Raw genomic sequence first — 23,324 nt, 5'->3', positions numbered from 1 at the left:
ATGTGCCTCCCGCACGTCCCCGCGACAAGCGGTCAATACCGTAAACAAATGCTCAGAGTCGCCGACAATGACTGGCTTCAAGTCTGATTTCCTGAACGTGCTGCAGAGCCGCGGGTTCATTCATCAGTGTTCGGATTTCGAGGGGCTGGATGCCCTCGCCGCCAAGGGCCAGGCGACCGCCTATGTCGGCTACGACTGCACCGCACGCTCGCTGCACATCGGCAACTTCCTGACCATGATGATGCTGTACTGGCTGCAGCAGACCGGGAACAAGCCGATCACCCTGATGGGCGGCGGTACGACGATGGTCGGCGATCCCTCCGGCAAGGACGAGACCCGCGCGATGCGCACGGTCGAGGAGATCGAGGCCAACAAGGCGTCGATCCGCGGCGTGTTTGCCAAGGTGCTGCGCTACGGCGATGGCGCCACCGACGCCATCATGCTCGACAATGCCGAATGGCTGACGCAGCTGAAATGGATCGAGATGCTGCGCGACATCGGCCGGCACTTCTCGGTCAACCGCATGCTGACCATGGACTCGGTCAAGCTGCGGCTCGAGCGCGAGCAGGAGATGAGCTTCATCGAGTTCAACTACATGGTCTGCCAGGCCTACGACTTCGTCGAGCTGGCGCGGCGCACCGGCTGCCGGCTGCAGATGGGCGGCTCCGATCAGTGGGGCAACATCGTCAACGGCGTCGAGCTCGGCCGCCGCATGGGCACCGAGCAGCTGTTCGCGCTGACCACGCCGCTCTTGACCACCGCGTCCGGCGCCAAGATGGGCAAGACCGCGCAGGGCGCGATCTGGCTCAATGCCGACCAATGCAGCCCGTATGATTTCTGGCAGTACTGGCGCAACACCGAGGACGCCGACGTCGTCAAGTTCCTCAAGCTGTTCACCACGCTGCCGCTGTCCGAAATCGAGAAGCTCGCTGCACTGCAGGGCGCCGAGATCAACGAGGCCAAGAAGGCACTGGCCGATGCGGCCACCACCTTGCTGCATGGCGAAGAGGCGGCGCGCACCGCTGCCGAGACCGCCCGCCGCACCTTCGAGGAAGGCGCCATCGCCGAGAACCTGCCGACGGTCGAGGTGCCGCAGGCCGAGCTCGACGCTGGCCTTGGCGTGCTCAACGCCTTCGTCAAGGCCGGCCTCGTGGCTTCCAACGGCGAGGCGCGGCGACAGATCAAGGGCGGTGGCCTGCGCGTCAACGACGTTGCGGTCACCGACGAGAAGATGGCGCTGACGCCGGCTGCACTGACCAGCGAGGGCGTGATCAAGCTGTCGCTGGGCAAGAAGCGCCACGTGCTGGTCAAGCCTGCATAGCCGCATTCGTTTTTGCCTGCTTGTCAGGGAAGGCCGAAAGGCGCTCCCTGACGGCATGACGAGCAGCGCGCCGCGAGAGCCTGCGCAAGCCGAGGAAACCCCGACAGCTCCACCACGAGTGCGCATGGCGTTCGTGGTGCTGGGTCTCTGCTTTGCGCTGTCGGTGATCGGCCGCGGGCTGGGAGAAAGCTTCACCGTCTTTCTCAAGCCGATCTCCGACAGCTTCGGCTGGGATCGTTCCGAGGTCGTCTCGATCTATTCGCTGACGGCGCTCGCCGGCGGCCTCGCCGCTCCGCTGATCGGGCGGCTGTTCGACCACTCCGGACCACGCGCCGTCTATGCGCTCGGCCTCCTGCTGCTTGGTTCAGCCTTCACGGCCGCCGCGCACGCGCAGGCGCTGTGGCAATTCCAGATCAGCATCGGCCTGTGCGTCGGCATCGGCATCGCGCTGATCGGCAACGTCCCCAACTCGATCCTGCTGGGCCGCTGGTTCGGCAAGAAGCTGCCGACCGCGATGGCGATGATCTATTCCGCCACCGGCGCCGGCGTGCTGATCCTGCTGCCGGGCTCACAACTGCTGATCGACGCGATCGGGTGGCGCAGCACATATCAGGCGTTCGGCGCCGCCGCCTTCATTCTGCTGGTGCCGCTGGCGCTGCTGCCCTGGCGGCTGTTTGCCGCCGGCGCGCCCCACATCACCAGGCCCGTCGCCGACGAGCTCGCCGACGATGCCTGGACCTTGTCGCGGGCGCTACGTCATCACGCCTTCTGGGCGTTGTTCTCGACTTTCTTCTTCACCGCCGTTGGCATGTATGCGATCGCGCCGCAGGTCGTCGCCTATCTGATCGACGCCGGCTTCGCGCCGCTGCAGGCCGCCACCGCCTGGGGCTTCTCGGGCGTGGTGCTGCTGTTCGGCATGCTCGGCGTCTCGGCCCTCGATGGGTTGATCGGCCGGCGGCCGTCGGTGCTGTTCTCCTACGCCGTATCGATCGCAGGAATCCTGATGCTGTGGGCGTTGCAATTCTCGCCGAACATCTTCCTGCTCACCGGCTTCGTCGTCTGCTTCGGCAGCATGATCGGCTCGCGCGGACCGCTCCTGTCGGCCACCGCGATGAAGATCTTCCGCGGCAAGCGGCTCGGCACCATCTACGGCACCATCACGATCGGCAGCGGGCTCGGATCCGCGCTGGGATCGTGGAGCGGCGGCGTCATCCACGATCTCACCCACGGCTACGATGCCGTCATTCTGCTCGCGCTTGTGAGCGTCGTCATCGGCATGATCCCGTTCCTCGTGGTTCCTGCCCTCCGCACGTAGTTGCGGTCGGGCCATCCGCGCACGATGTGCTGGGACGCGCCTGATTGCCGCGTCAGTCCACATAGTGGACTCGGCTCGACAGAGCCGCATTCATGATTAGTAAGCAGCTTGATGATAGTTGTTCCGGCAACAACAACGAAGAGGACGCCGTGACACTGCTCAGCCGCATGAAGTTCCGCACCAAGCTTGCAAGCATGGTGATCCTTGCGATCGCAACGGTGATCGCGATCGTGGCCGTCTCCGGTTGGCTCAGCCGCGCGCGCATGCTAGAGGACCGCATCACCCAGATGCATACGGCGGTCGACCTCGTCTACGGCCTCGCGGAGACGCTGCAGACGGAGGTCGCGGCAGGAAAGATGTCGGTGGACGAGGCCAAGAACAAGTTCCGCTATCTTGCGCGTCGGATGACGTTCAACAACGGCCAGGGATATCCGATCGCCTACAACGCGTCCGATTCGGCGCTTCTTCTGAACGCCGCCAACGAGAAGCTGGAAGGCAAGATCCTCGGCACCAAGGACGCCAACGGCGTCATGATCGCCGATGCGCAGATCAAGGCTGCACAGCAGAAACCCGAAGGCAGCACGACGTCCTATCTCTATCCCCGGCCCGGCCAGACCGAGCCGCTCAGGAAGGTCGTCTTCGTCCGCAGCTTCGCGCCGTGGAACATCGTCATGAGCTACGGGCTCTATGTCGACGACATCGAGGCGGATGTCTATGCACTGCTGATGCGGCTCGCGGGGATCGGCGCGGCGCTGCTCGTGCTGCTCGGCCTCCTGTCCTTCCTCATCTCGCACAACGTGGTCGGCGGGCTGCATCGGCTGAAGGATCGTATGCAGGACATCGCCGGCGGGCGGCTCGAGCAGCCGGTAGCCGAGACCGAGCGTGGCGACGAGATCGGCCGCATGGCCGAGACCTTGGAGGTGCTGCGCAAGACGGCGATCACCGCGCGCATGCTGGAGCAGGAGCAGGCCGCATCCAAGCAGCGTAGCGAAGCGGACAAGCGCGACGCGCTGATTGCGATGGCCGACCGCTTCGATGCCTCCGTCGGCCAGCTCGTCGCCCTGATGGCGTCCGGCGCCGGAGAGCTCGAGGCGACGGCAAAATCGATGACCGGCACGGCAGAGAGCACCAATGCGCGCGCCACCGCCGTCAGCTCCGCGGCGACGGAAGCGAGCTCGCGCGTGCAGACGGTCGCCACCGCTGCGGAGGAGCTGACCTCGTCGATCACCGAGATCAGCCGTCAGGTCGCCCAATCCGCCGAGGTCACCGGACGCGCCGTCGAAAGCGCGCGCCACACCGACGGGATCGTTCGCGCACTGGCCGACGGCGCCAAGCAGATCGAGCACGTTGCCGAGCTGATCTCCAGCATCGCGGGCCAGACCAACCTGCTGGCGCTCAACGCCACGATCGAGGCCGCGCGCGCCGGCGAAGCCGGCCGCGGCTTCGCCGTAGTCGCAGCGGAGGTGAAGAGCCTGGCCAGCCAGACCGCGCAGGCCACGCAGGAGATCGGCGACCGCATCGCCCAGATCCAGAACGCGACCAGGGAAGCGGTCGGCGCGCTCGACGGCATCACCCTGACCATCGAGGAGGTGTCGGCGATCGCCGCGACGATCGGATCGGCGATCGAGGAGCAGGGAACCGCCACGGCGGAGATCGCGCGCAACGTCACCCAGACGGCGCAGGCCACCCGCGAGGTCACCGCCAACATCGGCGGCGTCTCGACGGCGGCCAATGAGACCGGAAGCGCCGCCGGCCACGTGCTGATCGCCGCCGGCAACCTCTCCAAGCAGGCCGAGCAGCTCTCCCGCGAGGTCGACACCTTCCTTGCGGGCGTCAGAGCCGCCTGACCGCTTCGATCCGCCACAATGGCGTCGCCAAACGCTGACGCGGCCAGCAGCGTCAATTGTTCGGCGGCAGCTCCGCCGGCGGGTATTGCTGCCTGCCGGTGTTGAAGTCCATGATCTTGCGCGTGACGCCCGGCAGCATCGCCGAGATCGGATTGATGCGCACCACCGGCTGGCTCGGCGTGCCGACGACCTCGTAGGTCACGCCGAACAGCCCCTCATTGCTGCCGCCAAGGAACAGGCCGACGATCGGGATCTGGTTGAACATGTTGTTCAGCCCGTACAACGGCACGATCGTGCCCGAAGCCCGGACCTGGTTGACGTTGTAGTCGATGCTGCCTTCGATGGTCAGGCCGAGCGTCGGTCCCTTGACCACGCCGTCGCGGATCGAGAGCAGCCCGTTCTGCCGCGTGAACTCCGCGCGCAGCATGGTGAAGGCGATGCCTTGCGAGGCGCCCTGTGCGGCGCCTGAGGCAGCGCGGTCCAGCGCCTGCTCACCCCTGACGGTGAAGTTGCGAACGATCGCCAGGCCCTCCTTGGGGCTGGTGTCGGCCGTCGGCGGTTCCATCGCAAGCTCCAGCTCGCCGCCTGCCATCTTGGAATAGGTGTCGGCGAACCGCAGCAGCGCGCCGGCATCATTGGTCACCAGATAGATCACCTCGCGGCCCTGGCGGCGTGCCCGCGGATCGGCGCTGGGCGCCTCGCGGCCGATGCGCAGGTCGGCCGTCACCGGCGTGTCGCGGCCGACCTTTCCGCTGAGATTGAAGCTCTTGAAGGCACCGCCGCGCCTGGAGAGCTTGACGTCGACGCTGCGCAGCGCCTCGCCGTTGAAGCCGGCGACGGCGCCGAGCTTGACCTCGGCGTCGAAGTCGAGGTTCGAGCGCGCCTTGTTCTTGTCGGCGTCCTTGTTGGTGCCCGAGATCGCCGACTTCAGGAAGCCGCGGCCGTCGAACACGTCGCCACGCATCGACAGCTTCAACACGCCGTCCTGGCCGCGCTCGGCCTTGAGCTGCGTCTTGTCGCCTTCCGACGGCGAATAGATCGGAAAGTTGGCGTTCATCAGGTCGCCGTTCTGGTCGACTTCCAGCGAGCCCTTGATGGAGACGCCGCCGCCTTCGATGCTGATGTCCTCGAAGCGTGTCGATTGCTGCTTGGCGACAACGTTGAAGGTAGCCTTCCCCGATTTGCCCGGATTCTTCACCCAGCCCGGCAGCAGGTTGTCGAGCTTGAGCTGGGTCAGATCGGCCTCGACGCCGATGCGGCTGTCGCGATCGCTGGAGCCCGCAATCTTGCCATTGAGCTTGAGCGGCACGTTGCCGGTGATCGCGGTGCCCAGATCCATGCCGAGCCGGGCCCGGCTGGCATCGTCGAGGATCGCCTGCATCTTGATGTCGGCGTCGCCCTCGGTCGGCTTGCGATAGTCGAGCGTGGCCGGCTGGCCGTTGATCTTGACGTCGCCCTTCACCTGATAGCCGGCGGTGTTGGCCACGATCTTGAGCGTGTTGGCCTCGAGCTTCTGGTTCATCACCAGCTTGTCGGCGGCAAAGCCGTTGAGATCGGCCGTGACCGCGTAACTGGTGTCGGCCTTGGTCAGTTCGCCCTTGACCGGCATCGCGAGATTGACGCTGGCCTGGAACGTTCCCTTGGTCTGGTTGGGATCGATCGGCATCGACGACAGATCGTTGAGCCGGTCGGAGGCGAGGATCTCGGCGGCAGCGGCGACCTGACCTTCGACGCGCATGCGTACCCGCGACGGCGACGGCTTTGGCGCCATGTCCGGCACTTCGAACACGACGTCGGAGAAGTTGAGCTTGCGTCCGGCCGGAGTATCCGCGACGCCCTGCCCGATCGTCACCGTCGCGGTGCGGCCGGTGACATGCGCCTTCACGTCGGCATCGCGCACCGACGGCAGGCCGTCGACCGGATGCACGGTGACATTGGTGGCGACGATGTTGACGTCGAGACCATCGTCGGGAATCGGCGGCCCCTTGCGCGGCAGGTTGCGCGTCGGCGAGTTGACCGCGACATCGATCCGCTGCACCGAGCCGCGTTCGATGCGCTCGATGATCCAGGCCCGCACCTCCGGCACGATCAGCGCCGGCCAGATCCGCTTCATCGCCAGCGCGGGCATCGGCGTCGCCGCGAAGCCGAGCTTCAGCCGCGGCTCGCCGGCATACTCGACGCTGCCGGTGCCGGCGACGCCGATCTCGCCGTTGGACACCTCGGCCTGCGTCAGCAGCACGCGCTTGCCCTCGGTGTCGAAGCGGAAGTTGATCGAGATGCGGTTGAAGATCAGCGGCGGCTCGTTTTCGATGGCGCCGAGCAGAATGGTGCCGCCGTTGAGACCCAGCCGCCAGTCGTTTGCGGTGTCGTTCGGCGGCTCGATATTGGCGTTGAGCGTGACGCGGTTGGCGCCCGAGATCACCTTCAACGGCGCGACCAGCACGCGGCGCCCGGCGTCCCATTCCATGCTGATCTCGGCGGAGTCGATCGCCATCGGATAGTCGGGCGTATCGGTGTCGATGATCTTGCCCGCGCCGATGTTGATCTTGCCGCGCAGATAGGTCGGCAGCCCGTCGCGCGCGAGCTCGCCCTTGATCTCGCCGCTCATGGGCAGGTCCGCCATGTAGGTGAGATCCTTGAGGCGCATCGCCAGCAGGATGTTGCTGGTGGAGACCTTGTCAGCCTTGATGTCGACCGTGCGCACGCCGTTGGCCTGCGGCCCGACCAGAATGCGCAGCTGCCACGGCTTGGCGCCCTCTTCGCCGAGGCTCAGCGCCACCCCGCCGCCGGACGGCCGGCGCAGGCTGAGGCTGATGTTCTCGAACGTCCATTTGTTGCCGCGCTGCTGGTCGTCGACGACCAGCACGCCGTTCTTCAACCCGATCTCGTTCAGGTTCTGGCCATCGAGCCCGGTCAGGCTGAGGCTGTCGAGCCAGTCGAGGCCGGCCAGCAGGCCGTTCTGGGGCGCGGCCGGCGCGGCAGTCGCAGGCAAAGTCGAGGTGGTCGGTGCTGACGGCTGCGAGCCGGCCTGCGGTCCCGGCGCATTGGGCGGTGGCGCGGCCTGTCCCGGCCGCGGGAATGTCGGCGGCAGGCCGGCGTCGCGCTTGGAGGCGACGCCCGTCGCCAGCGGCTTGTTGGTCTCACCCGTCGATACGGTGACGGTGCCGTCCGGCGTGATGCGGATCGCGAGCTCGGCGTCGACCAGCTTGAGGCTCTCGGCGCGCAGCTGGCCCATCAGCAGCGCAGCGCCGGACAGCCGCACCTCGGCCTTTGGCGCGCTGGCGACGATGGCGTGATCCTGATCGCGCACGATGATGTCGCGGATCCGGACCGCGATCCGGATCCGGCCGGCGCGCTCGATCTGGGTGCCGCCGACCTCGACAGTGTTGCCGTGGCCGATATTGTCCTCGATCGCCGCCGCGAGCCACGGCGTCGCCAGATCGAGGCTGATCGGGCCCGCACCCAGCCGCAGCCACAGGCCGGCGAAGCCGAGCCCCACGAGCAGCATCAGCGATGCTAAGGTGACGACGACCCGCTTGACCATGCGGCCGCCCGGCACACGCGGGCGCGATCCGCCGAATCGACCGGTGCTCTCGCCCGAATCGGACCGCGACAACAGGCGGCGGCCGCGCTGCCCGGCCCTCTCGTCGGGCTCGGCGGCGGCCTCGTACTGGTCGGCCACATCCCAGTCGGCCTCATCCCACTGTTGGCCCTGGGTGTCCGTTTGCAGATGGGGCCGGTGGGGTGATGTCTGTCTTGCCATTGCCTCTCGGTGCCGGCCCCTCGTGTCCGAAACATTTCGTGCCAATCTGGCCTCGGCCAGGTTGGTCGCCGGTGTAGCCCCGCCCGTTCACGCAGCGCGCGTGCTCACTGCCGGCAGGGCCCGATCCCCCAATGATCCCGTCACGCTTCGGCGGGAGCTGTCAACACGCCTGCCGGCGGTAAGCCGGCGGCGCGGACGACGCGCGAAATCCCCGTCACCATACCCCACCGCCGTCAGGTTTGCCCACCTGCTCGCGCCAGCGGACCGGCGCCGCTCCACCGCCGGACGAAATTTTTGGTGGAGCGTCTGATCCGGACGGTACGAGAGTCGTCATTGCACTGTGCTCGACTGCGCTGGTGCTCACGCCTGCTGGTAGCCATGATCTTCCCTTCATCGCAAGAGGCGTGATCCCCTGCGCACCGCGAAGCACGGATGCCAGATCGATCCCGGGACACCGGACAAGAACCGAGATACTTTCATTTTTGAGCCGCCGAAAGCGACGAAAGGAAGGCGTATGTCAAAGGAATCACAAAAGAAATCCTCCAACCCGGCGTCCTACGGGGCGATTGACGGGAACCGGCTCGCCACCGCGGCCAAGAAGGCGACCAAGAAGACGGCCAAACCGGCATTGACGAAAGCCGCCAAGACGACCTCCGCCAAGACCGCGACGACCAAAGCCGCGACGACCAAAGCCGCGCCCACCAAAACCGGGGCGGCGAAGGCCAAGCCCGCGACGCCGGCTGCGGCCGGAACGGGCCTCGCCGAGGGCGCCAAGGCGCCCGCCTTCAAGCTGCCGCGCGATGGCGGCGGAACCGTTTCGCTGGCCGACTATGCCGGCCGGAAGCTCGTGCTGTTCTTCTATCCCAAGGCCAATACGCCCGGCTGCACCAAGGAGGCGATCGACTTCACCCGCCTGTCGAAGGACTTCGCCACCGCCGGCGCCGCCGTGCTCGGCGTCTCCGCCGATTCGGTCAAGGCACAGGACAATTTCCGCGACAAGCACGATCTCGCCGTGCCCCTGATCTCGGACGAGACGCACGAGATGCTGGAGGCCTACGGCGCCTGGGGCGAGAAGTCGCTCTATGGCCGCAAGTTTCTCGGCATCATCCGAAGCACCATCCTGATCGGCGCCGACGGCCGCGTCGCCAAGGTGTGGCGCAACGTCAAGGTCGACGGCCACGCCGATGCGGTGCTGGCGGCGACGCGCGCGCTCTGAGAATGCGCCTGACGGCGTTGGCGGAAAATTAACCATGCAGGGGTCAAATCGCTCCCGTAAATGACGCCGCTGGAATGACGATCTCCGGCCGGCGCGGGAGTGCCGATGTCGTATCGTTCCGGCCATCACGCCGAATATCCCCAGCACCATCCTCATGATCGCGGGCACGCCCACCACCATCGGCGTGCACCCGTCAGCCATCCGGCGCAGGTCGCGGCCGCATCGCAGAGCGACTACACGCTGGTCCATGCCGGCAAGCAGGTTCGCATCGGCCCCGTGGTGTTCTGGATCGTGGTCGGCACCGTCAGCCTGCTCGGCCTCTGGTCGGCGGCGACCGCGACCTATTTCGCCTTCCGCGACGATGTGCTGACTCGGCTGATCGCGCGCCAGGCCGAGATGCAATACGCCTATGAGGACCGCATCGCCGAGCTGCGCGCCAAGGTCGACCGCGCCACCAGCCGCCAGCTGCTCGACCAGGAACAGTTCGACCAGAAGCTCGACCAGATTCTGAAGCGCCAGACCGCGCTCGAGGGCCGCGCCACCGCGCTGGGTAGCATGCCCGACGTGACCGGCTCGATCCGTCTGCCGGCGCGCGGACCTGCGGCAACCGAGTCGGCGCCGTCCGCGCCAAAACCGTCGCCGATCAGCGACACCGTGATCTTCACCGCGCCGCCGGATCGCGAGGCCCGGCTCGAATCGCGCAGCCCCGTGATGGCGAATGCGCAGCCGAACCCATCGACCAAGCTCGCCGGCGTCGACAGCGTGCTGACGCGGCTGACGCGCTCGCTCGACCAGGTCGAGGCGCGGCAGATCGCGATGCTGTCCTCGGCCGAGGAGACGCTGGAATCGAAGCTGCGGCGGATGCGCGGCGTCATCACCGACCTCGGCCTCGACATGGGTCAGATCGAGGCGGCCGCGCCGAAGGGCGGCATGGGCGGCCCGTTCGTGCCGGTCAAGCTCGGCGCCGAATCTGGTCCGTTCGAGCGTCAGCTCTACCGCATCAGCATCACCCGCGCCCAGGTCGAGAAGATGAACCGCGCGCTGTCGCTGGTACCCTATCGCAAGCCGGTCATCGGCGAGGTCGAGTTCACCTCCGGCTTCGGCGTGCGCTCGGATCCGTTCCTCGGCCGTCCCGCGATGCATACCGGGCTCGACTTCCGTGCTGCCACCGGCGATCCGGTTCGCGTGACCGCGAACGGCAAGGTGGTCAATGCCGGCTGGGCCGGCGGCTATGGCCGCATGGTCGAGGTCGATCACGGCAACGGCCTCTCCACCCGCTACGGCCATCTCTCCGAGATCAACGTCAAGATCGGCCAGCAGGTGAAGATCGGCGACATCATCGGCGAGGTCGGCTCGACCGGCCGCTCGACCGGCCCGCATCTGCACTACGAGACCCGCATCGACGGCGAAGCCGTCGACCCGCAGAAATTCTTGCGCGCGGGGATCAGGTTGAGCGCTGGCTGATCAGCCCGCCACCAGCGCATCCAGAAAGCGCGACAGGTCGTCCCACAGTTCGCCCGGCTCCTCGAGTCCGATGCTGAGCCGCACCAATCCTTCCGCGGCATTCCACGGCCGCACCGTGCGGTCGGCGACCACATCCATCGGCGCGATCAGGCTGTGGGTGCCGCCCCAGGAGGCGCCGATCGCGAACAGGCGGACATGGCCGAGCGCCGGATTAATTCGCGCCGTGAACTCCGGCTTGATCACCAGGCTGAACACCGTGCTCGCGGCCTTGAAGTCGCGCGCGAAGATCTCGTGGCCGGGACAGGACGGCAGCGCCGGATGCAGCACGCGCGCGACCGCCGGCGCGGCCTGCAGGCGCTCGGCGAACTCGCGCGCGACCCGGCCGGAATGCGCCATGCGCACGCCCATCGTCTCGATGCCGCGCAGCGCCAGCGCCGCCTCGTCCGGCGAGACGCCGATGCCGAGCACGCCGAGCACCTCCTTCAGCGCTTTGCGCAGGCCGAGATCCCCAACCGTGATCGAGCCGAGCAGCAGGTCGGAATGACCGCCGACATATTTGGTCAGCGCCTCCACTGCGAAATCGACGCCATGCGCCAGCGGCTTGAACAGCAGCGGGCTCGCCCAGGTGTTGTCGCAACCGGTGAGCACGCCCCGCGCCCGCGCGGCCCGCGCGATCGCCGGCACGTCCTGCACCTCCATCGTGCCCGAGCCCGGCGACTCCAGCCAGACCAGCTTGGTGCTGGCGTCGATGAGATCGGCGATCCCGGCGCCGATCAGCGGATCATAGACGCGATGCGCGATGCCGCGCGAGGCGAGATAATTGGCGCACAGATGCCGCACCGGCGGATAGACGTGATCGGGGATCAGCACGGTGTCGCCGGGCTTGAGCACGGCGAGCATCGTGATCGCGACCGCGGCCTGTCCGGACGGCACCAGCACCGTGCGCTCGCCGCCATGCAGCGCGGTGATCTGCGCTTCCAGCGTCCGTGTCGTCGGCGTGCCGTGCAGGCCATAGGTGTAGCCGTCGAGGCCGCGCGCGGCGCGCCCGGCAAAGTCCTGCGGATCGTCATAGACGATGGTCGAGGCGCGATAGGTGGGAACGGCCAGCGACGTGAAGCCGTCATGCGACACGGCAGGATGCTGAACGCAGCGGGTGAGATCGTGCATGGACACCTCGTGAGACAATGCGTGCAGCCATCGTAACGCAAATGCGCGAGGTCAGGGGGTCGGTTTCGATAACCGAAACTGGGGAGTGACCGATCCAACTGAGAAGAGGCCCGCCGCTTGGCGAAAGGTCATCTTGGGGCACCGTCATTGCGAGGAGCGAAGCGACGAAGCAATCCAGAGTCGCACTCGCAGCCCTGGATTGCTTCGCTTCGCTCGCAATGACGGCTGATCGACCGCCATAACGGACGCCTATTTCAGCGCCTGTGAGACGCGCCGCAGCGCCTCGTCGAGTTCGGGCAACGCGAGCACGCCAAAGCCGAGACGGAATACCCGCGCCTCGTCGCCGAACCACGATCCCGGACCGACGCGAGTCTCGCGCTCGGCCAGCTCGCGATGAAAGCGCGCCACCGCCGCGTCCTCGAACATCTCGCGCCTGAGCCTGATGCAGCACAGCGCGCCCGCATCCGGCCTGATCCATTCGAGCAGGCGGGCATGGGCGGCAACGAAGCCGGCGGTGCGCGCCAGACCCTCGGCAAGATGACGGCGCCGCTCGCCCATGATCCCGTCGAGATTCCGCAGGATCGATCGCGCGATCGCCTCATCGACGACCGAGTTCGATATCGTGGTGTTGAACTTGCCGAGCACGAGCTGTGCGCGCAGCGCCTCGTCCCGCGTGATCACCCATCCGGTGCGGATGCCCGGCGCGCCATGGCATTTCGAGAACGACGCGCAGCTGATGATGCGCCGATCCAGCGCGACGACGCTCGGACGCGGCTCCGCCTCGCCATGCACGGCGTCGCGATAGGTCTCGTCGACCAGCAGGAACGCATCGGGGCAGATCTCGTCCATCGCCGCGAGCACCTCGCGCAGCTCGGCATCGGACAGCGCCACGCCGGACGGATTCTGCGGCGAGGCCAGGCTGACCAGCCGCGTCCGCGCCGTCAGCAACGAGCGCAGGCGGCCGACATCGAGACGATAGCCGTCATCGAAATGCAGCGGCAGGTCGAGAACGCGCAGGCCCACCGACGCAAGCACGTTGCGCGCGTTGGGAAACGCAGGACGTCCGATCACGACCTCCGCGCCGGGCGCGCTGAGAACGAAGGCCGTCAGGAACAGCGCCTGCATGGCGCCGACGGTGGTGATGACGTCGTCAGCGCCGACACCATGTCGCGCGGCGATCAGCTCGCGCAGCTCGAGGTGGCCTTCGGTCGGACCATAGCTCAGCACAACATCCGTCAGCGCGTCGCCGAGCCCGTCCGCGAGCAGCTCGTCAAGCCCAAGATCCGGGCCGATGCTCTCGGCGAGATCGTAGCGGACCGGCTGCGAGGTCAAGCTGATGATGTCGTTGTACGGGAAACGGCTGGGCACGTGCGGCATGGCTGAGCTCCGAGTGATGCGCTCAAGCTACCGCCCGGGGGACTGGGGATGACAGATACAGAGACGCCCGATTGCCACCAGTACAGATTTGCGATTGGATGATCTGTATGGACCAGCGCACCCCGTCTTCGCCGCTCTACGAAGCCCTCGCCGGCCACCTCACGGCGCTGGTCGACGACAACGTCCTGCGTCCGGGCATGCGCGCGCCCTCGGTGCGCGCCTTCGCCGCCCAGCACGGCGTCAGTCTGACCACGGCGGTGCAGGCCTATCGCCTGCTGGAAGATCGCGGCGTGCTCGAAGCCCGGCCGAAATCCGGCTTCTACGTCACGCAGCGGAGCCACCGGCAACGCGCGCTGCCGACCGCGTCGCAGCCGCCGCAGCGCGCCAACCCGGTGGTGGCCGTCTCCAGTCCCGTCTTCAGCGTGCTCGCCTTTGCCGGCGACCCGACCTATGCGCCGCTGGGCTGCGCCCTCCCGAGCGCCGGCCTGCTCGCCGCCGAGCGGCTCGACCGTCATCTCGCCCGCTGCGCCCGCGTCCATGGCCGCCACTACAACATCTACGCCGATCCGCATGGCGATGCCGAGCTGCGCGCGCAGATCTCCGCGCGCGCACTGCGCCTCGGCCACGCCGTGCCGCCCGATGGCGTCCTCATCACCAACGGCTGCACCGAGGCGCTGAACATCGCCTTGAGCGTCACCACCCGGCCGGGCGATGCGGTCGCGATCGAATCCCCGACCTATTTCGGCCTGCTCCAGGTGCTCGAAGCCCGCGGCCTGCGCGCGCTGGAGCTGCCGACCGATCCGACCCGTGGCGTCGACGTCGCCGCGCTCGACAAGGCGCTCGGCGCGCGCCGCGTCGCCGCCTGCCTGCTCGCCTCGAGCTTCAACAATCCGCTGGGCACGCGCACCGACGATGCCAGCAAGGCCGCCATCATCCGCGTGCTCACGCGCCACGGCGTGCCGCTGATCGAGGACGACATCTACGGCGACATCAGCTTCGGCGACGACCGGCCGCGCCCATTCGCCGCGATCGCCCCGAAGGCCGACATCATCCTGTGCAGCTCGTTCTCGAAGACCATCGCGCCGGGCTATCGCATCGGCTGGCTCGCCTCCAACCGCCGCCACGATCAGATCCTTGCCGCGAAGTTCGCGCTGTCGCTGAGCGGCGCGGCCTTGCCGCAGAAGGCGATGGCGGATTTCCTCGGCTCCGGCGGCTACGACGCCCATCTGCGGCGCATCCGCAAGGTGTTCGCCGCCAACATGGACCGCATGCGCCGCACTGTCGACCGCAGCTTCCCCAAGGAGACGCGGATGACCGACCCCAGAGGCGGCTTCGTGCTCTGGCTGGAGCTGCCCGCGGATTTCAATTCCGACGCACTTTATCACCACGCCATCCGCGAACGCATCTGCTTCGTGCCCGGCAGCCTGTTCACGGCGACATCAGATTATCGCAACTGCCTGCGGCTGAGCTGCAGCCACGACTGGGACGCACGCATCGAGCGCAGCGTCGAACGGCTGGGGGAGCTGGCTCATGAGCCGCTCGCCTAGACACCGTTTCCTGAGAGCCGGCAATTGATGGGCGGTGGAAGTCTGGCCGTCTCCACCCTCGCCATGCTCCGCGAAAGCGGAGCATCCAGTATTCCGCGGCAGAAGATGCGAACCGCGACGTCTCGGCGTACTGGATCGTCCGCCTTCGCGGACGATGACAGCGATGGTTCAATCATGGATCTGCGCGAGCGGTCAGTTCAGCCCCGCCTAGCGCTTGGCCGGCAGCACGAACACTTGGCCGGGATAGATCAGATCGGGCCGGCGGATCTGCTCGCGGTTGGCACGGTAGATGACCGCATAGCGCGTGCCCTCGCCGAGCAGGCGCCGGCTGATGTGCCACAGACTGTCGCCGCGCGACACGGTGATCGTCCTGGCGCCACCGCCGCGGGCGGGTGATGCCGCCATGTCCTTGAGGTCGGCCGGCGATGCCGCCGCAAGCTGCGTGCGCGCGCCTGGAGCGCTTGCGCTCGCGGGAGCGGCTGCGCTCCCCTGGCCGGCGGCCGCGGGCAGCGAGGCCGTGGTCAGCGTCTCCGGTACATTCAAAGGCACTTCCGCGCGGGCCTGAACCGTGCCCGACTTGGCATCCACCTCGTCGAGCCGCAACCGGTCCTTGCTGCCCCAGGCGGCGTCCTTGATGGTCGCCGCGAGACGACCGTCAGCACCGGCAATGGCCGAGCTGACCAGGCGATCGTTGAGATAGAGCCGCACCGTCGCGCCGGGCCGGGCCCGTCCACTGACGCGCAGATTTCCGTTCGGCTCGAAGTCCACGGCCTCTATCGCCACGGCCTGAGGCGTCGCCCCCTCAGGCTTCGACAGCACGCGGGTCGGCTGGTCCGGCGCGATCAACGCGACCGTAGGCGGTTGCTTTCGGGCGTCGACCACGACGGCCACGCTCTGCTTGGATGACACCTCGCGGCCGTCGAGCTGCCGTGACCGCAGGGTCAGGTCGAACGCTCCAGCCGGCAAGGGAGGCGGAACCATGGAGAATTGTCCCGATCGATCGGCAACCGTTTGCGCATGCGGCTCGCCGTTGCGCAGCAGTTCGACGGTCGCGCCGGGCGCGGCCCGGCCTGCGACCACGGTCTCCCCCGAGGGCTCCACGCTGACCACGTCGAACGACGGCTCGTCGCTGTCGAGAGCGGCTGGCGCGACCGGCGCCAACAGCGCTGCCAGACCGCTAGCCTGTTGCCGGGCAGTCGCCAGCGCGGCCGCAGCTTGCTTCGCGCCGCCCGGCTCTGCCGGCTCCTGCTCCACCACCGCGCGGCCCGGAGCCGCTGGGGCAGACGCCGCTCGCGGTGCTGCAGCATCCGTCGGGCTTGCGGCCGACGGCTCACGCTGGAAGATCGAAAGGTGGAGATCGATACCAGGCGCCAGCACGATCGCGGCAGCGCCCGCCGCGAGCGCGGCCACGAAACCGCCTGCCCAAAACACGCCTCGGCTGATTCCGGTGCTCATGCGTAGCTCCGTCCTGTTCGCGGCGAACACGGAGACGACGGCTCCGCCAGCAGGATGCTCGGTTCGCTCTTAGCACCATGTTCGCCGAAACGCCATCATTCGGCTGAACGGGCCCATGCTCGGCATCATCCCTTTAGCCGAATACCCCCACGCTATTTTTGTTGTTTCTTTTTTCCAGAAATCATGTATGATCTCCCCATCCCGCCTCGTTGCGAGGGGCGTACGCGTCGTCACGGACGTTGGGGCGGGCTGCGGTGGACGTGGGCTGCGATGCACGACGGGCATGGCCGCTCGCGGACGACGAAGTCGCGTGGTCCTGGCGCCCCGATGCTGGCGCTAAGTTCGTGCCGGTGCCGATAGAGTCACGGCGCGGATGACGGGGGCAAGAAAGCCCGGTCCCCGGGGAGATCGCGTATAAGTTGTTAAAGCCATTGCGCAGGGAATGCCGGCTACGGCTTTGCCTGTGGTACCTGCCGCCTGCATTTTTTTCGCAGGCGGGCCATGGGTGAGGCCTTCACCCGGCATTCCCTGCGCCCTCGTTTCGAGGGCTCGCTGCCCAAAGCTCGGACGCTTATGCGTCACGAGGCATTTCGCATGCGGTATCAATTGCTGGTTGTTTGAGGCGGTGCCCAGCTCCCGCCCCACTGCAATGCACAACGCGTAGTCCTACGGTGCCCATCTTTTACGCAACCTTTAACGGATTGGGGCCTCTTGTTAGTTCCAAGGTTGGCATTCCGACACCGAATACGACTGGGCAGCTGGAGTTCATATCCGTGCGCAAGAATCTACCCGTCACGTCCAACGAATACCCGATCACCGACGAGACGCTGATCGTCTCGCGCACCGATCTCAAGGGCAAGCTGACCTATTTCAACGACCAGTTCGTCGACGCCGCGGGCTTTACGCCGGACGAGCTGACGGGCCAGCCGCACAACATCATCCGTCATCCCGACATGCCGGAGGCCGCATTCGCCAACCTCTGGGACACGCTGAAGCAAGGCAAGCCGTGGGCCGGCGCCGTCAAGAACCGCCGCAAGAACGGTGACTTCTACTGGGTGCAGGCGACCGCGTCGGCGATCCGCGAGAATGGCGAGATCACGGGCTACACCTCCATCCGCACCAAGCTGCCGGCCGAGCAGCGCGCCGAGGCCGAGAAGGTCTACGGGCTGCTGAATCAGAACAAGGCGCAGGGCTACGCGATCAGCGCGGGCGTCATCCGCCGCCGCTCGGTGTTCGACCGCCTGTCGCTGTTCACGGGTACACTCAGGGCGCGCCTGACGACCTTGGCCGCGGTGCTGGGCGTATTCATGCTGATCATCGGCGCGGCCGGCCTGCTATCGACCCGCTCCACCAACGTCGCCATGAAGTCGCTGTACGAGGATCGCACGATTCCACTGGCGCAATTGCTCGAGATCAACGATCGCACCTTGCAGAACATGTCGTCGCAACAGTCCGCGGCGGCGAACGGCAAGGCCGGAAAACCGATCGACGGCATCAGGGCGCTGGTGGACGGAAACAGCGCCAGGATCACCAAGGTGTGGGCCGACTACATGGCGAGCTACCTGACGCCGGAGGAGAAGATCGTCGCCGATGCCTTCGCGATCAGGCGCAAGGCCTATCTGGAGGAAGGCATCAGGCCAGGATTGGCTCTGCTCGAGCAGGGCAAGTTCGACGAGGCGAGCCAGCATATCGCCACCAAGGGGCATGATCTGTTCGAGGCCGCCAAGCACGAGCTCGACAAGCTCGTTCAGATCCAGGTGAAGGAAGGCAAGACGCTCTACGAGGAGGCCGAGAGACAATATCTGGTGGTGCTCGCGATCATTTCTGTGATGATCCTGGCGGGTATCGGAATCGGCGCTACGTTCAGCCTGCAGAGCATCCGCGCGGTGCTGCGGCCGCTCAAGGTGCTCAACGACGCGATGCAGAACATCAGCCAGGGCAAGCTCGACAACCGCATCCCGGTGGAGCGCGACGACGAGCTCGGCGAGGCGCTGCGCAACCTGCAGACCGTGCAGGCGATCGTCCGCTTCAACAGCGAGGAAGTGAAGGCTGTGCAGCGCTCGGCCGAGGTCAAGCGCAAGGCCGGAATGAACAAGCTCGCCAGCGAATTCGAAAGCGCGATCGGCGGCATCGTGCAGACGGTATCTTCGGCGTCGTCACAGCTCGAGACGTCCGCCGGCACGCTGACCTCGAACGCGACGCGCTCGCAGGAGCTCGCCACTACCGTGGCCGCCGCGTCCGAGCAGGCCGCGACGAACGTGCAGTCGGTCGCCTCGGCCACCGAGGAACTGACTTCGTCGGTGACCGAGATCAGCCGCCAGGTGCAGGAATCGGCGCGCATCGCCAACGGCGCCGTCGATCAGGCGCGCACCACCAACGACCGCGTCAACGAGCTCTCGAAGGCAGCTGCGAGGATCGGCGACGTGGTCGAGCTGATCAACACCATCGCCGGCCAGACCAACCTGCTGGCGCTGAACGCCACCATCGAGGCGGCGCGCGCCGGCGATGCCGGCCGCGGCTTCGCCGTAGTCGCGTCCGAGGTCAAGGCGCTCGCCGAGCAGACCTCGAAGGCCACCGGTGAGATCGCCCAGCAGATCTCGGGCATCCAGGCGGCGACGCAGGAATCGGTGTCGGCGATCCGGGAGATCAGCACGACGATCGAGCGGCTGTCGGAAATCTCCTCGACCATCGCCGCCGCCGTCGAGCAGCAGGGCGCGGCGACGCAGGAGATCTCGCGCAACATCCAGGAGGCGTCGCGCGGCACCACCGAGGTCAATACCAACATCGTCGACGTCCAGCGCGGCGCCTCGCAGACCGGCTCTGCTTCGGGCAACGTGCTGTCGGCGGCACAGTCGCTGTCGCAGGAGAGCGACCGGCTGCGGCAGGAGGTCAACAAATTCCTCAGCAACGTGCGGGCGGCCTGAGCCGCCCCGCGCTCACCGCCCGGTCAGCCGGATCGGGCGGCCCTGACTGATGAAGGCGTAATGGCCGGCGCCGATGCCGCCGACCATCAGCGCCTCGACGACGGGCTCGGCGATCTCACCGGTCGCGGCCCAGTCGATGACGAAATTGGCGCCCGTGCCACCGCGGGTGTCCTTGATGGGCACGAAGACCTCGACGGTCGCGAACGGCCTCAAGGCGACGGGCTCGCGCAGATGCGCCTCCACCAGCGTGCCGGCCGTATCGTAATAGTTGATGCGCCGGACGATCAGCGGCCGCTGCTCGGAGGCGTTGTGGATGCTCAGCGTCACCGAGAAATCGGCCTGGACCCGGCCCGGGGTCATCGCGACGCTGGAATAGACGGGGACATAGACGGCGCCCGTGACCGTGACGGGCTCCGCCGGAACTGGCGTCAGCGAGCTCGCGAAAGCGGCGGTCACGTCGTCCGCGGCCTGCGCCGCGCCGACCGCAGCAGCTGCGATGAGCAGCAGCGCGAATGCGCCGGTCCGGATGTGACAGATTGCGGGTTTCCTTGCGCGGCGGCACGACATAAGTTGCCGCCCCGGGGGTTGCTTCATGCATGAACTGATCGGCGACATCACGCTCTGCATCCTGTTTGCGTGGGTGCTTGGACTGGCAGCGCATAAATGGCGCCAGCCCTCGATTCTCGCTTATCTGGTCGCGGGCTTCGCCATTGGCCCCTTCGGCACCGGCTGGGTCAAGTCCCAGGAGTCGATTTCCGTGATCTCGGAGCTCGGCCTGATCTTCATGCTGTTCATGATCGGGCTCGAGATCGACCTCAAGAAGATCATCCGCGCCGGCCCGGTGATTCTCATCGCGGGCGGCGTCCAGCTGCTCGGCGGCGCCGCGCTCGGCATCCTGTTCTTCGTCGCGATCGGCATGCGGATGGGCGCCGAGAGCTACGACGCACTCTATCTCTGCGTCGCCTGCGCGCTGTCCTCGACCGTCATCATCGTCAAGGTGCTGTACGAGAAGCGCGAGCTCGACACCCTTCCCGGCCGCATCACGCTCGGCGTGCTCGTGCTGCAGGACGTGTTCGCGATCCTGTTCCTGGCGGTACAGCCGAGCCTCGACGACCTCCATGTCAGCGTGATCCTGCTGTCGTTCGCCCGCGCCGGCACGCTGGTCGCGATCGCCCTGCTCCTCAGCCGCTACGTCTTGCCGCCGGTGTTCCATCGCATCGCGCGTACCCCGGAGCTGATCCTGCTCGGCGCGCTGGCCTGGTGCTTCCTGATCGGCGAGATCGCAGAAAGGCTGCACCTGTCACGCGAGATGGGCTCGCTGGTCGCGGGCGTCTCGCTATCGACCTTCCCCTATGCGCTCGACGTCACCGCCAAGGTCACGACGTTGCGCGATTTCTTCATCACGCTGTTCTTCGTCGCGCTCGGCATGACCATCCCGATCCCGACGATGTCCGTTGTCGGGCTGGCGCTGGTGATCGCGCTGTTCACGGTGGCGAGCCGGCTGCTCACCACGTTCACGCCGCTGTACATGATGCGGCAGGGCCTGCGCGCCAGCCTGCTGCCGGCGCTCAACCTGGCCCAGATCAGCGAATTCTCGCTGGTGGTGATCCAGACCGGAGCCGCCGCCGGTCACCTCAAGAACGGCACGTCGAGCGCGGCGTCCTTTGCCTTCGTGCTGCTCGCGGTGCTCTCGACCTTCGTCATCGTCCGCTCCGATCCGATCGCGCGGCGAAGCATCCCGCTGCTCAAGCGGATCGGTCTGCGCGACCTCGATGCAAGCAAGGATGGCGAGGCCGGCCACGAGGGCGGACACGGCGCCGGGCGTCCGATCGTGCTGCTCGGATTCTTCCGCACCGCCAGCGCCCTCCTCAGCGAAATCGAGCGCAGCCAGCCGGCGCTGCTGGAGCAGATCGGCGTGGTCGATTTCAATCCGGTGGTGTTTCGCACCCTGTCCGATCGCGGCATCCAGGTGACTTATGGCGACATCAGCAATGTCGACACGCTGGTTCATGCGGGGGTCGGCCAGGCCGAGCTGATCATCCTGAGCATCCCGGATTCGCTGCTCAAGGGCGCCAACAACGAGAAGCTGGTGCGGCACGTCCGCAGCATCAATGCCACGGCCAAGATCGTCGCCACCGCCGACCTGCTCGCGGACGTCAATGATCTCTACGACGCCGGCGCCGACTATGTGACGGTGCCGAGGCTCAGCGATGCGCAGGTTCTGCTCAACCTGATCCAGGACGCCAGCGCCGGGCTGTTGTCGGAGCGCCGCAACGAGGCCGAGGCCATGCTCGCCGATCGCCGCGAGGTGCTGCCATGAGGCCGGCGCGCATCCATCTTCCACAGAATCTCCGATCCCGCTGGACTTGAAGCATGGCAAACACGAACGTTCACGTCGTCGATCACCCGCTGGTCCAGCACAAGCTCTCGCTGATGCGCGAGCGTGACCGCTCGACCAAGGGCTTCCGTGAGCTGTTGAACGAGATCGGCATGCTGCTGGCCTACGAGGTCACGCGCGACCTGCCGCTCGAGCTGGTCGACATCGAAACGCCGATCGCGCCGATGAAGGCGCCGAAGATCGCCGGCAAGAAGCTGACGCTTGCGCCGATCCTGCGCGCCGGCGTCGGCTTCCTCGACGGCATGCTGGCGCTGATGCCGTCCGCGCGCATCGCCCATATCGGCCTGTACCGTGACCCGAAGACGCTGCAGGCCGTCGAGTACTATTTCAAGGCGCCGCAGGACCTGACCGACCGCACCGTGATCCTGATGGACCCGATGCTGGCGACCGGCAATTCGGCCTGCGCGGCGGCCGAGCTGCTGAAGGCGCGCGGCGCCCGCGACATCCGCTTCGTCTGCCTGCTGGCGGCACCTGAGGGCATCGCGCAATTCGAGAAGGAGCATCCGGACATTCCGATCTGGACCGCCGCGATCGACGAGAAGCTGAACGACCACGCCTACATCGTGCCCGGTCTCGGCGATGCTGGCGATCGGATGTTCGGCACGAAGTGATCGTGCGCGAGCGGTTCAGCAGGACGGTCGCGGCGAAGGACGAATGACGCTGAAGATGCGACCATCGATCACCAGCAGCGCACTCCCGATCACCAGCGCACCGCCGATCTCCCGCAACGAGATGCTTTCGCCGAGCACCAGCGACCCGAGCAGGATGGTCGTCAACGGGATCAACAACGTCACCAGCGTCACGTTGGTTGCACCGGAGCGGCGCAGGATTTGGAAGAACACGATATAGGCGAAGGCCGTCGACAGCACCGCAAGCCCGATGACCGCGAGCCAGGTCTGCAGTCCGGGAATTGGAAGACGCCATGGCTGGTCGACGACAGCGGCGATGGCCAGCATCATCACGCTGGAAGCCGAGAGCTGGAAGGTGGCGGTCGCAAGCGGCGGCGAATGGGCGAGATGGCGGCGCACCAGCAGCGCGGCGATACCGTAGCTGAGGGACGCGCCGAGACCGAACAGAATGCCGTAGCCGCCTCCCGAGCCGTCGAGCCCCGGCCCACCTCGCAGGATCACGACGCCGATGAAGCCTACAACCAGACCCGCTGCCCGCCGGGCCGACAGCCTTTCCTCTCCCGCGGCTGCCATCACCACGATCGTGAACAGCGGCGTCGTCGCATTGAGGACGGCGGCAAGGCCCGAGGTGATGAACGTCTGGCCGATCACGATCAGGCAGAACGGCACGACATTGTTGAACAGCGCCACGGCAAAGAACGGTCGCCAGCCGGCAAACCCCTTGGGAAAGCCGAGCCCGCGCAGTCGCAACAGCGGCAGCAGGATCGCGGCCGCCAACACGATGCGCAGCAGCACCAGCGTCAGCGGCGGCAATTCCTTCAAGGCAAGGCCGTTGAAGATGAAAGATCCGCTCCAGAGCAGCGACAGCAGCCCAAGCAGCGACCAATCCCGCGTGTCCATC

At 66.8% G+C, this 23,324-nt stretch carries 15 protein-coding genes; 9 read left to right on the top strand and 6 right to left on the bottom strand.

Annotated elements, in window-relative coordinates; genetic code table 11:
• The first annotated feature begins 67 nt into the window (after positions 1-67).
• From tyrS to QX135_RS21930, 3 genes are all read left to right on the top strand, one after another.
• A complete protein-coding gene (tyrS, locus tag QX135_RS21940; RefSeq protein WP_315774653.1) occupies positions 68-1,321 on the top strand; it encodes a tyrosine--tRNA ligase in 1,254 nt (417 codons plus the stop codon).
• A 55-nt stretch (positions 1,322-1,376) separates the two neighbouring features.
• Positions 1,377-2,636 carry an MFS transporter gene (locus QX135_RS21935; RefSeq protein WP_316180085.1) on the top strand — a complete coding sequence of 420 codons (1,260 nt, stop codon included), beginning with the start codon at positions 1,377-1,379 and terminating at the stop codon, positions 2,634-2,636.
• A 149-nt stretch (positions 2,637-2,785) separates the two neighbouring features.
• Complete coding sequence (locus QX135_RS21930) at positions 2,786-4,483, top strand: methyl-accepting chemotaxis protein (protein WP_315737798.1); 1,698 nt, start codon at positions 2,786-2,788, stop codon at positions 4,481-4,483.
• Between the two features lie 52 nt (positions 4,484-4,535).
• On the opposite strand, the gene QX135_RS21925 is transcribed toward QX135_RS21930, so the two are convergent.
• Positions 4,536-8,246, bottom strand: a complete 3,711-nt coding sequence (locus QX135_RS21925; RefSeq protein ID WP_316180087.1) for a DUF3971 domain-containing protein — start codon at positions 8,244-8,246, stop codon at positions 4,536-4,538.
• 514 nt (positions 8,247-8,760) lie between these two features.
• Between QX135_RS21925 and QX135_RS21920 the strand changes: the two genes are divergently transcribed.
• Together QX135_RS21920 and QX135_RS21915 are read left to right on the top strand one after the other, a co-directional pair.
• Positions 8,761-9,462 (top strand): peroxiredoxin, encoded by a 702-nt coding sequence (locus tag QX135_RS21920; RefSeq protein ID WP_316180089.1) that lies wholly within the window; start codon positions 8,761-8,763, stop codon positions 9,460-9,462.
• 105 nt (positions 9,463-9,567) lie between these two features.
• Positions 9,568-10,926: a peptidoglycan DD-metalloendopeptidase family protein gene (locus QX135_RS21915; RefSeq protein WP_316180091.1), complete on the top strand. Its 1,359-nt coding sequence runs from the start codon at positions 9,568-9,570 to the stop codon at positions 10,924-10,926.
• Here the strand turns inward: QX135_RS21915 and QX135_RS21910 are convergent, their stop codons facing one another.
• Together QX135_RS21910 and QX135_RS21905 are read right to left on the bottom strand one after the other, a co-directional pair.
• Positions 10,927-12,093, bottom strand: coding sequence for a trans-sulfuration enzyme family protein (locus QX135_RS21910; protein ID WP_315737794.1), 1,167 nt, complete (start codon positions 12,091-12,093; stop codon positions 10,927-10,929).
• 249 nt (positions 12,094-12,342) lie between these two features.
• The gene (locus QX135_RS21905) at positions 12,343-13,470 is read right to left on the bottom strand and encodes a pyridoxal phosphate-dependent aminotransferase (protein ID WP_316180093.1); all 1,128 of its coding nucleotides are present in this window, start codon (positions 13,468-13,470) and stop codon (positions 12,343-12,345) included.
• Between the two features lie 107 nt (positions 13,471-13,577).
• On the opposite strand from QX135_RS21905, the gene QX135_RS21900 reads away from it, so the two are divergent.
• Positions 13,578-15,017 (top strand): PLP-dependent aminotransferase family protein, encoded by a 1,440-nt coding sequence (locus tag QX135_RS21900; protein WP_316180095.1) that lies wholly within the window; start codon positions 13,578-13,580, stop codon positions 15,015-15,017.
• A gap of 207 nt (positions 15,018-15,224) precedes the next feature.
• Here QX135_RS21900 and QX135_RS21895 read toward each other — a convergent pair whose 3' ends face one another.
• Positions 15,225-16,472 carry a LysM peptidoglycan-binding domain-containing protein gene (locus QX135_RS21895; protein ID WP_316180097.1) on the bottom strand — a complete coding sequence of 416 codons (1,248 nt, stop codon included), beginning with the start codon at positions 16,470-16,472 and terminating at the stop codon, positions 15,225-15,227.
• A gap of 773 nt (positions 16,473-17,245) precedes the next feature.
• Here QX135_RS21895 and QX135_RS21890 point away from each other — a divergent pair.
• Entirely contained in the window at positions 17,246-19,396 is a 2,151-nt protein-coding gene (locus tag QX135_RS21890; protein ID WP_316180099.1) for a PAS domain-containing methyl-accepting chemotaxis protein, read from the top strand.
• Between the two features lie 12 nt (positions 19,397-19,408).
• On the opposite strand, the gene QX135_RS21885 is transcribed toward QX135_RS21890, so the two are convergent.
• Positions 19,409-19,963 (bottom strand): DUF3124 domain-containing protein, encoded by a 555-nt coding sequence (locus tag QX135_RS21885; RefSeq protein ID WP_315798532.1) that lies wholly within the window; start codon positions 19,961-19,963, stop codon positions 19,409-19,411.
• A gap of 25 nt (positions 19,964-19,988) precedes the next feature.
• On the opposite strand from QX135_RS21885, the gene QX135_RS21880 reads away from it, so the two are divergent.
• Together QX135_RS21880 and upp are read left to right on the top strand one after the other, a co-directional pair.
• Positions 19,989-21,716 (top strand): cation:proton antiporter, encoded by a 1,728-nt coding sequence (locus QX135_RS21880; RefSeq protein ID WP_315755609.1) that lies wholly within the window; start codon positions 19,989-19,991, stop codon positions 21,714-21,716.
• A gap of 53 nt (positions 21,717-21,769) precedes the next feature.
• Entirely contained in the window at positions 21,770-22,405 is a 636-nt protein-coding gene (gene upp / locus QX135_RS21875; protein WP_315737785.1) for a uracil phosphoribosyltransferase, read from the top strand.
• A 15-nt stretch (positions 22,406-22,420) separates the two neighbouring features.
• On the opposite strand, the gene QX135_RS21870 is transcribed toward upp, so the two are convergent.
• Positions 22,421-23,323, bottom strand: coding sequence for a DMT family transporter (locus tag QX135_RS21870; protein ID WP_410052059.1), 903 nt, complete (start codon positions 23,321-23,323; stop codon positions 22,421-22,423).
• Position 23,324: the final 1 nt, after the last annotated feature.

Source organism: Bradyrhizobium sp. SZCCHNR1098, from assembly GCF_032489375.1.
Taxonomy (GTDB): Bacteria; Pseudomonadota; Alphaproteobacteria; order Rhizobiales; family Xanthobacteraceae; genus Bradyrhizobium.
This window is presented reverse-complemented; position numbering and strand designations above follow the sequence as displayed.

What these genes read in the sequence shown, in the direction of transcription:
- QX135_RS21895 (WP_316180097.1), bottom strand. Translation starts at nt 16,472, where the DNA reads ATGAGCACCGGAATCAGCCGAGGCGTGTTTTGGGCAGGCGGTTTCGTG.
- QX135_RS21885 (WP_315798532.1), bottom strand. Translation starts at nt 19,963, where the DNA reads ATGTCGTGCCGCCGCGCAAGGAAACCCGCAATCTGTCACATCCGGACC.
- QX135_RS21880 (WP_315755609.1), top strand. Translation starts at nt 19,989, where the DNA reads ATGCATGAACTGATCGGCGACATCACGCTCTGCATCCTGTTTGCGTGG.
- QX135_RS21915 (WP_316180091.1), top strand. Translation starts at nt 9,568, where the DNA reads ATGTCGTATCGTTCCGGCCATCACGCCGAATATCCCCAGCACCATCCT.
- QX135_RS21935 (WP_316180085.1), top strand. Translation starts at nt 1,377, where the DNA reads ATGACGAGCAGCGCGCCGCGAGAGCCTGCGCAAGCCGAGGAAACCCCG.
- upp (WP_315737785.1), top strand. Translation starts at nt 21,770, where the DNA reads ATGGCAAACACGAACGTTCACGTCGTCGATCACCCGCTGGTCCAGCAC.
- QX135_RS21910 (WP_315737794.1), bottom strand. Translation starts at nt 12,093, where the DNA reads ATGCACGATCTCACCCGCTGCGTTCAGCATCCTGCCGTGTCGCATGAC.
- tyrS (WP_315774653.1), top strand. Translation starts at nt 68, where the DNA reads ATGACTGGCTTCAAGTCTGATTTCCTGAACGTGCTGCAGAGCCGCGGG.
- QX135_RS21905 (WP_316180093.1), bottom strand. Translation starts at nt 13,470, where the DNA reads ATGCCGCACGTGCCCAGCCGTTTCCCGTACAACGACATCATCAGCTTG.
- QX135_RS21900 (WP_316180095.1), top strand. Translation starts at nt 13,578, where the DNA reads ATGGACCAGCGCACCCCGTCTTCGCCGCTCTACGAAGCCCTCGCCGGC.
- QX135_RS21925 (WP_316180087.1), bottom strand. Translation starts at nt 8,246, where the DNA reads ATGGCAAGACAGACATCACCCCACCGGCCCCATCTGCAAACGGACACC.
- QX135_RS21920 (WP_316180089.1), top strand. Translation starts at nt 8,761, where the DNA reads ATGTCAAAGGAATCACAAAAGAAATCCTCCAACCCGGCGTCCTACGGG.
- QX135_RS21870 (WP_410052059.1), bottom strand. Translation starts at nt 23,323, where the DNA reads ATGGACACGCGGGATTGGTCGCTGCTTGGGCTGCTGTCGCTGCTCTGG.